The following is a 13,247-nucleotide window of genomic DNA, read 5'->3' on the forward strand; positions in this document are numbered from 1 at the left end:
CCGCCCCATAGCAGTCCGGCTTGCCGGCGGTGGCGGTCTCAAGGCTGCCTTCGCGGGCAAGCCCGCTCCCACAGGGAATGCGCTCGCTCGGCTTGTGCTTTTCAGCTTTTGATCTTGGGGCCCCGTCCCAGAAGGCCGAACGCAGGTGATGCGCAGTGGGTCGAGCGACAGGATGTCGCGAGAGCCGCGTGGGCCATGGATGGCCCATTCGCGGCGGGCCCACGGAGCATTGCCGGAGTGCGGGTACACCGAGCATTAGCGAGGTGCCGTATGGCGGGGTATGGAGCCCTTGGTTACTTGGGGCTTTTCCAAGTAACTCGCCGTGAGGCGAAACAGAGCTGCGTTAGCAGATCAGCAATCCATCAGACACGCCAAGGACACAGGATTTACGACGACTTCGGTCGGACGCGACCCCGGCGCGCTCGCAGGACAAGCCAGCTCCTACAGAGGGCTGTGTGTGATGAATCTGAACTCGGAAATGTCGCTTATTGATGCTCAAGCGCGTTGACCAGATCGCGGAAAGCCTCGCGATTGGAATCATTCAGACCCATGAGGATCTTGTGCGCCTCCAGCACCTTGGCCTTGACCACCTCTTCGCATTGATCCTGCGACGGCAGATCACTCAACGCCTCAGGCGAAGAAATCGGACGCTCGACGATATTGAACACCTGATCGAAACCCATCGATTGCAACAGGCGCGTGATGTCATCGTGAGTGGTCACGACCGTGGGCAGCAAGCCCGCTTTTTGCCGCGACAGGATCGACAATTTGGCCAACAGGCCCAGCGTGGTGCTGTCGATGCTGCGGGTTTCGGTCAGATCGATCACCACGGTCGAAAAATTCATCGAGGTGAAGATCCGCTCAATCGTCGCATCCAACGCCGAGCACAATGTCAGCCGCACTTCACCTACGAATTTCAGGACAAAAGTGCCATCTTGCTCGGCAAACTGGATTCTACCGGTACTCATTAAAGGTTCCTGCTCAACACCAACAAGGCGATATCATCCGGCATCTCCCCGAGTGTGGCCAATCCAAACTTACGACGCAGGCCATCCAGGCTGCCGCCCGCCGACTTGACCAGTTCTGGCAAGTTGGCTTCTTTCTCTTTGAGTGTATCACCTGGCAAAAGATCCAGAATGCCATCAGACAAGAGGGTCAGGCTGAAGGACTCCGGCAGATCCAGTACGTGATCCGAGTAGGTCGCTTCGTTGAACAGCCCGACCGGCAGGCCACGACCTTCCAGGTAGCGGGACTCCTGCGGGGTATACAGCACCGGCAACGGCAAGTGACCACCGACGCTGTACGTCAGTTTGCCACTTTGCAGGTCAATCACGCCTCCGACCATCGTCACATGCTTGCCCAGTTTGCAGCTGATCAGGCCCCGGTTGATGTGACCGAGGACTTCCGACGGCTTGAACTCGGGCAACGAACCACCGCGTTTGGACTCGAACAGCAGGCGCGTGGTCATGAACTTCAGCAGCACGGTGATGAAGGCCGACGACGCGCCGTGCCCCGACACGTCCGCGAGATAGAACGCCACTCGCCGCTCGTCTACCCGGAAATAGTCGACAAAGTCGCCGGACAGATACAGCGAAGGAATGATTTCGTGCTCGAACTCGAACGAATCAATCGCCCACGGATTGGTCGGCAGCATGTTCATCTGCACCTGACGACCGGCATCCTGGTCTTCCTGGAGCAGATGCAGGCTGGCTTCCAGCTCGCGGTTGGCGGTTTCCAGCTTCTGCCGGTAGAGCTTGTTCTCCTGCAGCAGACGCGCACGATCCAGCGCACGACGCACCGAGTGCTCAAGCACCGCGAGGTCTTCCAGAGGCTTGATCAGGTAGTCGGCCGCGCCCAGACGCAACGCTTCGACAGCATCGCTCATGACTCCTGCACCGGACACCACGATGACCGGGGTATCCGGAGAAAGACTGGTCACTTGACGAATCAGCTCAAGACCGCCCACCTGCGGCATGCGCAGGTCGCAGATCACCAGATCGGGCTTGTTTTGCTCGAAGGTCTGTAGACCCTGCAGGCCATTACCGGCTTGCAAGACGCTGAACCCACTGTCTTCCAAATAGGCCGCGAGACTCGCGCGCACTACTTCGTCGTCATCGATAATCAGCAGCGTGGCACTGGTTTTTTGCATGTGGGCAAACGGCGCCAGATCAGGTTGGCGTAAACGGTCGGATTCTGTCGGACCGCTCACTGGATTCGCTTCTAGCCTCTCTGGATCCAAAGCAGCGGACTTTTGGTCAGACGCTTCACTTTTCAGAGGTGCCCTTCAAGGCGCAGACGGTACTCCCATCCGCCTGGCGTTTCAAGCGTGCTCCAGTGGTCGAGGGGTGTCTTTACATCGCAAATCGCCGGGAGTTATAAGAACCTTCACCTCAGCAACAAAAACGAAGGACCTGCCATGGGCCAACTCGATCGTGACTACGCCGAGAAACGAGATTACATCCGCATGCGCGTCGACGCGGACATCAGTCTGATCTACGCCGGCCAGATCATCCCCGCCATGTGCGTCGATTTATCCAGCTCCGGCATGCAGGTACAGGCGCCCCGCTCGTTCAAGGTCGGCGACCGGATCAGCGTCCGTATCGAGTCCGAGCATGCCGCGCTCAAGGGGCTGGAAGCCGACACTGAAGTGGTATGGGTGGCTGACGTCGCCGACGGCGAACAGAAGCTGGGCCTGACCATCCTCACCATGAAGTGATGGCACTACGGAACTACTTCACAGTTTCGAAACTTTCCTGCAAATAAAAAGGCGACCCGCAGGTCGCCTTTTTTGCATCATCTGTCGCTTGAAAGACAGGGCAATCAGAAATCGTCGACCACCTTGCCGTCCTTGACCTTGAACTCGCGGTTCTGCAGGTAGGCGTTGCGGATGAAGATGTACTTGTCGCCGTTGATCAGCTTCTCTGCCGACAGCAGGCTGGCGCGGGTGTCCACCACGCTGACACCGAACGCGGTGTTGCGGGTCGGTACGTGATCGATGTAGCGATAAGGCTGGGTGTAAGTGTCCGGGTACTTGGCGAAACCGTCACGCACGGTGCTTGGGCCGAGGAACGGGATCATCACGAACGGGCCGCTTGGCACGCCCCAGTAACCGAGGGTCTGACCGAAGTCTTCGTCGTTGCGCTGCAGGCCCATCTTGGTGCCCACATCGAAGAAGCCCAGCAGGCCGAACGTGGTGTTGACGATCAGGCGTGCCGTGTCGACGCCGGCAGCGTGCGGTTTGGCCTGCAACACATCGTTGGCGAAGTTGGTGACGTCCCCGATGTTCTTGAACATGTTGTGGATGCCATCTTCAAGGAATTGCGGGGTGATGAACTCATAACCCTGTGCAATCGGTTTCAACGCGTAGGTGTCGAGCGTGTCGTTGAAACGGAAAATCGCGCGGTTGACGCCTTCCCACGGATCTTCATCGGCCGCTTGCGCCGCCATTGGCACCAGCGCCAGACCCGCCCAGAAACACGTTCGAGCCAGACGATTGATGAAGCCTGCACCGGTCACGGGCATAGCTGAGACTCCCAGTCAAAGTGAAGAAGTGGGCGCTGCGCCCGCAAATCAAAGGTCGGGAGTATAAAGCGTTCTGCGCCGATTTAGGTCGTCGAAAGCCTACGGAATTCTACGTTCCGTTAAACATGGGCACATTGGCGTCATCCGACGGTCATCGCTTTGTCATGGAAAACCCGTAGCGTCATGGCCATTTGAGAGGGAATTTCATGCTCGCCGCCGTCGCCGCACCCGCCCCGTCGTTCACCGCCGTGCTGTTTGGCCTGAGTGGCTGTCTGGTCGATTTCGGCGCGCAGACTCGCACCTTGCGCAACGTCGACGGCAGCGGTTTCGTCTCCCATGATGCCGAGGCCTGGGCCGTGCCCACGCCGGGGGCGATCACCGCCTTGAAAAACCTGCGTCATCAGGGCGTACCTTGCGCCTGGATCGATGAATACCCCACCGTCATCGCCGACCAGTTGGCCGCGCCCGTGCAGGGGCTGATCCAGCCAACGCCCAGCCCGAACAATCACTGGCCCGCGCCGGACGCCTGCTGGCACGCGCTGATGAGCCTGAACGTCAACCAGATCGATGGCTGCGTGCTGGTCAGCGGCGATCCGCGCCTGCTGATGGCCGGGCTCAATGCCGGTCTGTGGACGGTAGGTCTGGCTTCTTGCGGACCGCTGTGCGGTCTGTCGCCGAGCCAGTGGGAGGCACTGAGCGATCTGGATCGCGAACGCCGCCGCGGTCGTGCGACGCTGGAGCTGTACGCCGCAGGCGCGCACTCGGTGATCGACCATCTGGGTGAACTGGATTCGTGCCTGGCCGACATCACCCTGCGCCGGCAGAAAGCCGAAAAACCCTGACGGCTGTTTGATCCACATCCATGCAAGACGCCCTGGACTGGATTAGTCTTACTGGGTAGCGGACCTTTGCCTACACGCCGCTGTCCATGCTGAGACTATTCAAGAAGGAAGCGCTTATGCCTGCCCGCGAACTGCAAGAACAACTCGACACCCTGCGCGAGCAACTGGACCAGAATCCACCGTTGTCGGAAGAAGAGCGCGAGCACCTGCATGAATTGATGGAGCAGATTCAGTCGCAGATCGCCCTGGAGACCGCGACCCATGACAGCAGCCTGGCCGATGGCGTGAACCTGGCCGTCGAGCGTTTCGAAGTCGAACACCCCACCATTGCCGGAACCCTGCGCAATATCGTGCAGACATTGGGAAATATCGGGATCTGATCAAGTCCGGCTTGCCGGCGCTGGCGTCGGTAACATCGCTGACGCTGGCAAGCCAGGTCATGCTACTGCCGGGCTAGCCGGCCGTTTTCCAGGGTCAGGGTTTCGGTGCTGCGATACGGGTTGATGTCCAGCCCGCCACGGCGCACGTAACGTGCATAAACCGTGAGTTTTTCCGGCTTGAGCAGGCGCTGCAGGTCCATGAAGATCCGCTCCACGCATTGCTCGTGGAAATCCGAATGCTGGCGGAAGCTGACGATGTAGGCCAGGAAACTGGCGTGATCCAGCGCCGCGCCACGGTATTCAACCGCCACGCTGCCCCAGTCCGGCTGGCTGGTGACCGGGCAGTTGGATTTCAGCAGATGGCTGTGCAGCGTCTCCTCCACTACGGTCGAGGTGTCGCAACGCAGCAGCTCGGGCTGCGGATGGTCGTAACTGTTGATAGTCACGTCGAGGTCGTCGACGCACGCGCCCGGCACAGCGACGATGCCTTCGGCTTCGATGTCCTTGAGCGAACGAATGCGCACACCCACTGGCTTGCCCGCAGCGGCCGAGAGATCTTTCTCCAGCGTCGCGACCAGCTCGGCCTGACTGGCGAACGGCGTCTGGTTCAGCGAGTTCAGGTACAGCTTGAACGACTTGGATTCGATGATGTTCGGCGAGTCCGCCGGAATCGCGAACTCACCGATGGCCACCACCGGCTTGCCCGACGGCAGCAGCCACGACAGCTCGTAACAGTTCCAGAAATCCACACCCTGATACGGCAGCGTTTCGGCGGTCAGTCCCAGTTCGGCCCACTTGGCAGTGCGCGGAATCGGAAACAGCAACGATGGCGTATAGGTGGCAATGTATTCGCTGGATTTGCCCAGCGGCGAATGTTCGGCTGCGGGATGCATGGCGTGACCTGAACCTGAAAGCGGATGTAAAAAATCAAGACCGCGCAGTTTATAGGTTTTGCCCGGCGGCTGCCGCCGTTTCCGCCTTATGGGTTGACGGCGACCTTGCCGACCATGCCCGCCTGGTAGTGGCCGGGGATGTTGCAGGCGAACTCCAGGTTATCGGCCTTGCTGAAGGTCCAGGTCAGTTCGGCGGTCTTGCCCGGTTCCACCAGCACGCTGTTGGGGTCGTCATGCTTCATCATCGTGCCATGATCCATATGGCTCATGTCGCCATGATTCATGCCCGTGGGCGTGAGCATGCCGCTGGCCTGCATTTTCAGCATCTCCTGCTGATGCGCCGCATTCATCGAAGCATCGCCGAGGCTGAACTCATGCAGCAATTGCCCTTTGTTGATCAGCACGAAATGCACGGTTTCGCCGGCCTTGACCTGCAGCGATTTCGGCTCGAAATAGATGTCGCCCAGGGTCAGCTCGACAGTGCGGGTCGCCTTGGCCGGGTCACCGGGCTGGCCGAAGGCGAAGTGCCCGCCGGGGGACGCCAGCGCCGACAGGCTCGCACTCAGCAACAGGACAGCAGCGGTCAAACGGGCAAACATAGGGATCTCCACTCGGTAACGGGTTGATCGTCATACCTTAGCCAGCGCCAACTGGCATCCGGCTGACGGCAAGATTACAACTTTGTCAGGTGGGTCGCCTGCGCGGGCGGCTCGCGCTATAAAGCTTCACCTGCCGAACATGAGTCACCCATGAAATTACTGATCATCGAAGATCAAGCGAAAACCGGCCATTACCTGCGTCAGGGCCTGAACGAAGCCGGCTTCAACGTCGAACTGGTGGCCGACGGCACCAGCGGCCAGCATCTGGCGCTGACCGGCGATTATGCCCTGCTGATTCTCGACGTGATGCTGCCTGGCCGCGACGGCTGGCAGATCCTCCAGGCCGTGCGCGGCGCCGGGCTGGACATGCCGGTGCTGTTTCTGACCGCCCGCGATGCTGTCGAAGACCGCGTGCGCGGTCTGGAACTGGGTGCCGACGACTATCTGATCAAGCCGTTCGCCTTCTCCGAATTGCTGGCCCGGGTGCGTACGCTGCTGCGCCGGGGCAGCAGCAACGCTGCGGAAACTCACCTGCAACTGGCCGACCTGCGCCTGGACCTGCTGCGTCGTCGGGTCGAGCGCAACGGCCAGCGCATCGATCTGACGGCCAAGGAATTCGCCCTGCTGGAACTGATGCTGCGCCGTCAGGGCGAGGTCTTGCCCAAATCGTTGATCGCCTCACAGGTCTGGGACATGAACTTCGACAGCGACACCAACGTCATCGAAGTCGCCATTCGCCGCCTGCGCCTGAAGGTCGATGACGATTACCCCAACAAGCTGATCCACACCGTGCGCGGCATGGGCTACGTCCTCGAAGAGCGGCAGCCGTGAGGCTCGGCCGTCTTTCACTGGGCAACCGCCTGGCACTGCTGTTCGCCGCCTGCACCGCCGTGGTGTCGCTGACCGCCGGGGTGCTGTTCAACCGTGCCAGCGAGGCGCACTTTCTGGAGCTGGACCAGCAACTGCTTGACAGCAAACTGGCAGGGTTACGCACAGCACTGGTCGACGTTGCCAGCCCCAGGCAGCTTCAACAGAGTGAAGCGGTCCTGCGCAATGAGCTGGCGCATTCCCCCGACCTTGCCCTGCAAATCAGCGGCGCCGATGGCGCGCTCTGGTTCGACAGCCGTTCCGGCACCCCGGTAAGTGGCAGCGCTCACGCGGGCCTGCACACCCTCAGCGACAACGGCGTGGCTTACCGGGCCTACACCGTCGGCCTGCGGCCGGCTGAACCCGGCTCGCCGCGCCTGACCTTGCTGCTGGACATCACCCACCACCAGCACTTTCTGCAACGTATGCAGCACCTGATCTGGCTGACGGTCGGCCTCTCGGCCCTGGCCACCGCCCTGCTCGGCGCCTGGGCGGCACGCAGCGGCTTGCGCCCGCTGCGGGAGATGAGTGAAGTGGCCGCCAGCGTTTCGGCAAGCTCCCTGACTACCCGCCTGCCGGATTCTCCCATGCCCGTCGAACTGGCCCGGCTGGGTCAGGCGTTCAATGCCATGCTGGAGCGTCTGGACGATGCCTTTCAGCGTCTGTCGGCGTTTTCCGCCGATATCGCCCATGAGCTGCGCACGCCGCTGTCGAACCTGTTGACCCACACGCAAGTCACCCTCACCCGCCCGCGCGATACCGATGAGTACCGCGAAGCCTTGTTGGGCAATCTCGAAGAACTGCAACGGATGGCGCAGATGGTCAACGACATGCTGTTTCTGGCCAAGGCCGAGCATGGCTTGCTGAACCCCGAACGGCAGCGTCTGGTGCTGGCCGACGAAGTCGATGCGCTGCTGGAGTTTTTCCTGCCGCTGGCCGAGGAAGGCCGGGTTACGCTGATGCGCGAGGGCAAGGCCAGTACCACCGCCGACCGCCACATGCTGCGCCGCGCGCTATCGAACCTGCTGGACAACGCGCTGCGCTACACCCCACCAGAGGGGCAAGTGCAGTTACACCTGAAAACGTCGGGCGAACGGGTGTCGATCAGCATCGAAAACAATGGCAAGACCATCCCGGCGCAGGTCCTGCCAAAGCTGTTCGATCGCTTCTACCGCGCCGACCCGGCACGTCAGGATGGCGGCGGTGAACATGCAGGATTGGGATTGGCGATCACTCGCTCGATCATCCATGCCCATGGCGGGACGATCCGCTGTGAATCCCAGGATGGCGTGACGCGGTTTTTGATCGAGTTGCCCGCATAAGCATCAGCATGCGGTCTTTCCCTGTGGGAGCGGGCTTGCCCGCTCCCACAATTGGCCTGCCAGCGATTGCGTTACTCGTACCGCAACGCATGGGCCGGCTGGATCTGCGCGGCGCGGTAGGCCGGGTAGATCGTCGCCAGGAAGCTGAGGATGAAACCGGCGCTGCAGATCAACGCCACGTCACCGCCCTGCAACTGCGACGGCAGGTTGCTGATGAAGTACACGTCGGAGGTGAAGATGTGCTGCCCGGTGACCCGCTCGACCCAGCCGACCAACTGGCTGACGTTGATCGCGGCAATCACCCCGAGCACACCGCCGATGATCGTGCCGACGATACCGATCACCGTGCCCTGAACCATGAAGATCGTCATGATCTGCCGGGGCGTGGCGCCAATGGTGCGCAGGATGGCAATGTCGGCACCCTTGTCGTTCACCACCATGATCAGCGTGGCGATGATGTTGAACGCCGCCACCGCGACGATCATCAGAAGCAACAGACCGATCATGGTCTTTTCCATCTTCATCGCGCTGAACAGGCTGCCCTGGGTGTGGGTCCAGTCGTCGGCCTTGTAATCGGCACCCAGGCCGCCGGCAATGGCGGTCGACACCTGTGGCGCGGCATACAGATCGGTCAGGGCCAGACGCACGCCCTGCACCTGGTTCGGTTGCCAGCGCTGGATCACCGCCGCATCGGCGACATGCACCAGCGCCATCGAACCGTCCAGCTCGGCGCCGACCTTGAACACGCCGACCACGGTCAGGCGTTGCAGGCGTGGCGTGATGCCGCCCGGTTCGCCGCTGATTTCCGGCACGATCAGGGTGATCTTGTCGCCGACATTCAGGCGGAAACGGCGCGCAGTGATTTCACCGATGACCACGCCGAACTCGCCCGGCTTCAGGTCTTGCAGACGGCCCTGAACGATGTGCTGGGTGACGATGGAGACTTTCGATTCCAGCGCCGGGTCGACGCCGTTGATCTGGATCGGCTGCATCGAGCCCTTGTAGGAGAGCATGCCGTCCATTTCGGTGAACGGCACGGCAGCGGTGACCTGCGGATTCTTCATCGCCGCATTGGCCGCCGGCTGCCAGTCATCCAGCGGCTTGACCCCGGCAATCACGGCGTGGGGCACCATGCCGAGGATGCGCGAGCTCATTTCTTTCTGAAAGCCGTTCATCACGGACAGCACCACGATCATCGCCAGCACGCCCAGCGCCAGACCGATCATCGAGGTCATCGAAATGAACGAGATGAAATGGTTGCGGCGCTTGGCGCGGGTATAGCGCGTGCCGATAAAGATGGATAACGGTCTGAACATTCGTGGAGCACCGTAGCTAAAGGTAAAAAACCCGACACTGACCAGAGCCGTGCCGGGTGGATTGCATCACGCCTCGACCAGACGGCCGTCTTCCAGGCGCCACACACGGTCCATCTGTCGGGCCAGCGCCATGTCGTGGGTCACCACCAGAAACGCGGTGCGCGACGACGTGCTCAGTTCCAGCATCAAATCCTGAATGCCTTGCGCGGTGTGCGAGTCGAGGTTGCCGGTCGGCTCGTCGAGCATCACTAGACCCGGCTGGTTGACCAACGCACGGGCAATGGCGACACGCTGACGCTCGCCACCGGACAGTTCTGCCGGTTTGTGTGCCAGGCGGTGCTTGAGCCCTACCCGCTCCAGCAACGCGGTGGCGCGCTGACGGGCTTCGGGGATCGGTGTCTTGCCGATCAGCAACGGCATGCAGACGTTTTCCAGCGCGGTGAATTCCGGCAACAGGTGGTGGAACTGGTAAACGAAGCCCAACGCCCGGTTGCGCAACAGTCCGCGAGCCTTCTCATTGAGTGCCGACAGCTCTTCGCCCGCCAGCCAGACGCTGCCCTGAGTCGGCGTATCCAGACCGCCAAGCAGGTTGAGCAAGGTACTTTTGCCGGAGCCGGAACTGCCAACGATAGCCACGCGCTCACCGGCGTGCAGTTCCAGTTGCAGGCCCGACAGGACCACCACCGACTCCGGGCCTTCCTCGTAGGATTTGCCCAGGTTGCGGCAACTCAGTACAGCTTTATCACTCATGCCCGACTCACTCATAACGTAGCGCCTCCGCCGGCTGGGTGCGCGCAGCACGCCAGGCTGGATACAGGGTGGCGAGGAAACTCAGGACCAGCGCCGCGCCGCATACCAGCAGCACGTCTTCGGTCATCAATTGCGAAGGCAGATAGTCGATGAAATAGACATCCGCATTGAGAAACTTGTGGCCGATCAGCTTTTCCAGCGCCGCGATCGCCGCACTGACATTCAGCGCCGCCAGAATGCCGAGGCCGGCGCCGATCGCCGTGCCGACCACGCCGATCACCGTGCCCTGGACCATGAAGATGCACATGATCTGCCCCGGCGTGGCGCCCAGCGTACGTAAGATAGCGATGTCGCCGCGCTTGTCGTTGACCACCATCACCAGCGTGGAAATGATGTTGAACGCCGCCACCGCGACGATCAGCAGCAACAGCAGGCCGATGATGGATTTTTCCATGCCGATGGCCTGATAAAGGTTGCCGTGGGTGCGCGTCCAGTCACGGGAGTAGTACTCGTGTTCACCGAGGTTCTGCGCAATCTCGTACGCCGTGCGCGGCGCCTTGAACAGATCGGTGAATTTCAGGCGCAGCCCCTGCACCTGGTCCGGTTTCCAGCGGTGCAGCCGCGCGAGGTCCTGCAGGTTGGTCACGCCCAGATAGCCGTCCAGCTCACCGGCGCCGACATGGAAGATGCCGACCACGGTGAAGCGCTTCATGCGCGGGAACACGCCGCCCGGCGTCACCACCACTTCCGGCGAGACGAAGGTCACCTTGTCTCCGATACCGACACCCAGCTTGTTGGCGGCCTTGTCGCCGATCACCACGCCAAAGCCGCCCGCCGTCAGGTCGTCGAGGCTGCCCTGCTTCATGAAGTCGTCGATGATCGAAACTTTCCGCTCCTGAACCGGGTCGATGGCATTGAGCAGAATCTTCTGCACGTTGCCATTGTTGGTCAGCAGCCCCTGCAACTGGGTGAACGGCGCGACCGCTTCTACCTGCGGGTTCTGCTTGACCTTCTCGGCCAGGCTCGGCCAGTCGCTGATCGGCTCGCCGGCTTCGATGGTGGCGTGGGGCACCATGCCGAGCACGCGGGTACGCATCTCATGATCGAAACCGTTCATGACCGACAGCACCACGATCATGACGATGACACCGAGCGCCAGACCGATCATGGAGGTCAGGGAAATGAAGGAGACAAAATGGTTACGGCGTTTTGCACGGGTATAACGCGTGCCGATGAATACAAAAAGAGGTCTGAACATGTAAGGGCTTGTTCGGAGGAATGGGAACGTCCTTGTGGCGGGCCTGGGCAAGCGGCTTTACACTCGAATCACTGAGCAATCACTCTGACAACCGCCGCTACGATGGGTTCGCCATGCCGACATTAGATGAAGAAGAACGCCGCGAATACTACCGTATCGAGGACACCGTCGCACTGGAAATTAACCGCATCCCCCCTGCCGGGACGGTTGATGAACATGCCCACCGCGACACCTCGACGCTCTTCGATCTCCTCAGCGAACTGCACGTCGCCGAGTTCGAATCACAACACCTGCTGCGCCAGCTGGACGACCGCGACCGCACCACCAACAGTTTTCTGCGGGCCATGAGCAAGCGTATCGATCTGCTCGGCCAAGTCGTCGCGCAGACCGTGCTGGGCAAGCTCGGCGCCCCGCAAAAGGTGATCATGTCCGAAGGCGGCCTGCAGTTCGAGTCGCCCCGCCCTCACCCGGTCGACACGCTGCTGTCGGTGAAGATGGTGCTGATGCCACAGGCCTCGGGCATGATGCTGCGGGCCCGGGTGGTGCAGTGCAAATCGCTGCGGGTCGGCGATTTCGAGATCGGTACCGAATGGATCGACCTCACCGACGCCCAGCGCCAGCTGCTGGCCCGACACATCCTGCAACGACAAGCCGCCCAACGACGGCTCGCCCGCGAACAGACCGACCCTGAAAAGAACTGAACCGTTTTTGCCTTAACGCGCATTCGAGGGATATTTGTGACCTTAATCTACGGCCACCGCGGCGCCAAAGGCGAAGCACCGGAAAACACCCTGACCAGTTTTCAGGAATGTCTCAAACACGGGGTCAAGCGTTGCGAACTGGACCTGCACCTGTCTCGCGACGGCGAGCTGATGGTGATCCACGACCCGACGCTGAAACGCACCACCGACCGCCGCGGCAAGGTCATCGAGCATGACGCCGCCGAACTAGTCACCTACGACGCGCGCAAGGGCGGCCCGGGCTGGGTGCAATCCTGCCCGATTCCGCGCCTGGAAGAGCTGTTCGCAAAGTGCGACTTCGATCACTGGCAGCTTGAGGTGAAAAGCGCATCACGCACCCGCTCGGCCACTACCGTGCTGGCCATCCGCGAACTGGCCCAGCAACATGGCTTGCTGGACAAGATCACCATCACCTCCAGCTCGCGGGAAGTACTGGGCGCGGCGCAAGAGCTGACCCCGGACATTTCCCGTGGACTGGTGGCCGAATACGCCTGGCTCGACCCGTTGAAGGTCGCGCAGAACTACGGCTGTGAAATTCTCGCGCTGAACTGGACGCTGTGTACGCCCGAGCGCTTGAAGAAAGCCCAGGGTCAGGGCCTGCATGTGTCGGTGTGGACAGTCAACGAGCCTGCGCTGATGCACAGACTCGCCGACTTCGGCGTTGACAGCCTGATTACAGACTTTCCCGGTTTGGCCAGCGCCACGCTCGGGAATTACTGAAATCGGTCTCTCCGGCCGGCTCAGGCCACCGGCCGGAG

Annotated in this window: 15 protein-coding genes; 7 read left to right on the plus strand and 8 right to left on the minus strand. The window is 61.2% G+C overall.

Annotated features, from left to right (window positions below; all coding sequences use genetic code 11):
• Positions 1-485: 485 nt before the first annotated feature.
• Together rssC and rssB are read right to left on the minus strand one after the other, a co-directional pair.
• Positions 486-968: an anti-sigma factor antagonist RssC gene (gene rssC, locus ACIPL0_RS11105; RefSeq protein ID WP_400600001.1), complete on the minus strand. Its 483-nt coding sequence runs from the start codon at positions 966-968 to the stop codon at positions 486-488.
• Positions 968-2,149, minus strand: a complete 1,182-nt coding sequence (gene rssB / locus ACIPL0_RS11110; protein ID WP_400600003.1) for a two-component system response regulator RssB — start codon at positions 2,147-2,149, stop codon at positions 968-970. Before rssB ends, rssC begins: the two co-directional genes overlap by 1 nt.
• Before the next feature lie 267 nt (positions 2,150-2,416).
• On the opposite strand from rssB, the gene ACIPL0_RS11115 reads away from it, so the two are divergent.
• Positions 2,417-2,716 (plus strand): PilZ domain-containing protein, encoded by a 300-nt coding sequence (locus ACIPL0_RS11115; protein ID WP_400600005.1) that lies wholly within the window; start codon positions 2,417-2,419, stop codon positions 2,714-2,716.
• 104 nt (positions 2,717-2,820) lie between these two features.
• On the opposite strand, the gene ACIPL0_RS11120 is transcribed toward ACIPL0_RS11115, so the two are convergent.
• Positions 2,821-3,522, minus strand: a complete 702-nt coding sequence (locus ACIPL0_RS11120; RefSeq protein WP_400600009.1) for a VacJ family lipoprotein — start codon at positions 3,520-3,522, stop codon at positions 2,821-2,823.
• A 206-nt stretch (positions 3,523-3,728) separates the two neighbouring features.
• Between ACIPL0_RS11120 and ACIPL0_RS11125 the strand changes: the two genes are divergently transcribed.
• Both ACIPL0_RS11125 and ACIPL0_RS11130 read left to right on the plus strand, forming a co-directional pair.
• Positions 3,729-4,364 carry an HAD family phosphatase gene (locus ACIPL0_RS11125; RefSeq protein WP_400600011.1) on the plus strand — a complete coding sequence of 212 codons (636 nt, stop codon included), beginning with the start codon at positions 3,729-3,731 and terminating at the stop codon, positions 4,362-4,364.
• Between the two features lie 116 nt (positions 4,365-4,480).
• Positions 4,481-4,744, plus strand: a complete 264-nt coding sequence (locus ACIPL0_RS11130; RefSeq protein WP_400600013.1) for a DUF4404 family protein — start codon at positions 4,481-4,483, stop codon at positions 4,742-4,744.
• A 62-nt stretch (positions 4,745-4,806) separates the two neighbouring features.
• Here the strand turns inward: ACIPL0_RS11130 and queF are convergent, their stop codons facing one another.
• Positions 4,807-5,637: an NADPH-dependent 7-cyano-7-deazaguanine reductase QueF gene (gene queF, locus ACIPL0_RS11135; protein WP_400600014.1), complete on the minus strand. Its 831-nt coding sequence runs from the start codon at positions 5,635-5,637 to the stop codon at positions 4,807-4,809.
• An 86-nt stretch (positions 5,638-5,723) separates the two neighbouring features.
• Positions 5,724-6,236 (minus strand): plastocyanin/azurin family copper-binding protein, encoded by a 513-nt coding sequence (locus ACIPL0_RS11140; RefSeq protein WP_400600016.1) that lies wholly within the window; start codon positions 6,234-6,236, stop codon positions 5,724-5,726.
• A gap of 150 nt (positions 6,237-6,386) precedes the next feature.
• Between ACIPL0_RS11140 and ACIPL0_RS11145 the strand changes: the two genes are divergently transcribed.
• Positions 6,387-7,067, plus strand: a complete 681-nt coding sequence (locus ACIPL0_RS11145; protein ID WP_400600018.1) for a heavy metal response regulator transcription factor — start codon at positions 6,387-6,389, stop codon at positions 7,065-7,067.
• Positions 7,064-8,425 (plus strand): heavy metal sensor histidine kinase, encoded by a 1,362-nt coding sequence (locus ACIPL0_RS11150; protein ID WP_400600020.1) that lies wholly within the window; start codon positions 7,064-7,066, stop codon positions 8,423-8,425. Before ACIPL0_RS11145 ends, ACIPL0_RS11150 begins: the two co-directional genes overlap by 4 nt.
• A gap of 71 nt (positions 8,426-8,496) precedes the next feature.
• On the opposite strand, the gene ACIPL0_RS11155 is transcribed toward ACIPL0_RS11150, so the two are convergent.
• The 3 genes from ACIPL0_RS11155 to ACIPL0_RS11165 all read right to left on the minus strand — a co-directional run bounded on the left by ACIPL0_RS11155 (position 8,497) and on the right by ACIPL0_RS11165 (position 11,749).
• On the minus strand, positions 8,497-9,741 hold the full coding sequence (locus ACIPL0_RS11155; protein ID WP_400600022.1) for a lipoprotein-releasing ABC transporter permease subunit: 1,245 nt from the start codon (positions 9,739-9,741) through the stop codon (positions 8,497-8,499).
• Positions 9,742-9,807: 66 nt separating this feature from the next.
• Complete coding sequence (gene lolD / locus ACIPL0_RS11160; protein ID WP_400600024.1) at positions 9,808-10,491, minus strand: lipoprotein-releasing ABC transporter ATP-binding protein LolD; 684 nt, start codon at positions 10,489-10,491, stop codon at positions 9,808-9,810.
• 7 nt (positions 10,492-10,498) lie between these two features.
• A complete protein-coding gene (locus tag ACIPL0_RS11165; RefSeq protein WP_400600026.1) occupies positions 10,499-11,749 on the minus strand; it encodes a lipoprotein-releasing ABC transporter permease subunit in 1,251 nt (416 codons plus the stop codon).
• Between the two features lie 113 nt (positions 11,750-11,862).
• Here ACIPL0_RS11165 and ACIPL0_RS11170 point away from each other — a divergent pair, with 113 nt between their 5' ends.
• Together ACIPL0_RS11170 and ACIPL0_RS11175 are read left to right on the plus strand one after the other, a co-directional pair.
• Complete coding sequence (locus ACIPL0_RS11170) at positions 11,863-12,450, plus strand: PilZ domain-containing protein (protein ID WP_400600235.1); 588 nt, start codon at positions 11,863-11,865, stop codon at positions 12,448-12,450.
• Positions 12,451-12,486: 36 nt separating this feature from the next.
• Entirely contained in the window at positions 12,487-13,209 is a 723-nt protein-coding gene (locus ACIPL0_RS11175; protein ID WP_400600027.1) for a glycerophosphodiester phosphodiesterase, read from the plus strand.
• The last annotated feature ends 38 nt before the right edge of the window (positions 13,210-13,247 follow it).

It is taken from the genome of Pseudomonas sp. NPDC090208, from assembly GCF_044746785.1.
Classification (GTDB): domain Bacteria; phylum Pseudomonadota; class Gammaproteobacteria; order Pseudomonadales; family Pseudomonadaceae; genus Aquipseudomonas.

Excerpts from the sequence above, each read along its gene's own strand:
- rssB (WP_400600003.1), bottom strand. The coding sequence starts at position 2,149 with ATGCAAAAAACCAGTGCCACGCTGCTGATTATCGATGACGACGAAGTA.
- ACIPL0_RS11120 (WP_400600009.1), bottom strand. The coding sequence starts at position 3,522 with ATGCCCGTGACCGGTGCAGGCTTCATCAATCGTCTGGCTCGAACGTGT.
- ACIPL0_RS11130 (WP_400600013.1), top strand. The coding sequence starts at position 4,481 with ATGCCTGCCCGCGAACTGCAAGAACAACTCGACACCCTGCGCGAGCAA.
- queF (WP_400600014.1), bottom strand. The coding sequence starts at position 5,637 with ATGCATCCCGCAGCCGAACATTCGCCGCTGGGCAAATCCAGCGAATAC.
- ACIPL0_RS11140 (WP_400600016.1), bottom strand. The coding sequence starts at position 6,236 with ATGTTTGCCCGTTTGACCGCTGCTGTCCTGTTGCTGAGTGCGAGCCTG.
- ACIPL0_RS11170 (WP_400600235.1), top strand. The coding sequence starts at position 11,863 with ATGCCGACATTAGATGAAGAAGAACGCCGCGAATACTACCGTATCGAG.
- ACIPL0_RS11115 (WP_400600005.1), top strand. The coding sequence starts at position 2,417 with ATGGGCCAACTCGATCGTGACTACGCCGAGAAACGAGATTACATCCGC.
- ACIPL0_RS11145 (WP_400600018.1), top strand. The coding sequence starts at position 6,387 with ATGAAATTACTGATCATCGAAGATCAAGCGAAAACCGGCCATTACCTG.
- ACIPL0_RS11165 (WP_400600026.1), bottom strand. The coding sequence starts at position 11,749 with ATGTTCAGACCTCTTTTTGTATTCATCGGCACGCGTTATACCCGTGCA.
- ACIPL0_RS11155 (WP_400600022.1), bottom strand. The coding sequence starts at position 9,741 with ATGTTCAGACCGTTATCCATCTTTATCGGCACGCGCTATACCCGCGCC.
- ACIPL0_RS11125 (WP_400600011.1), top strand. The coding sequence starts at position 3,729 with ATGCTCGCCGCCGTCGCCGCACCCGCCCCGTCGTTCACCGCCGTGCTG.
- lolD (WP_400600024.1), bottom strand. The coding sequence starts at position 10,491 with ATGAGTGATAAAGCTGTACTGAGTTGCCGCAACCTGGGCAAATCCTAC.
- rssC (WP_400600001.1), bottom strand. The coding sequence starts at position 968 with ATGAGTACCGGTAGAATCCAGTTTGCCGAGCAAGATGGCACTTTTGTC.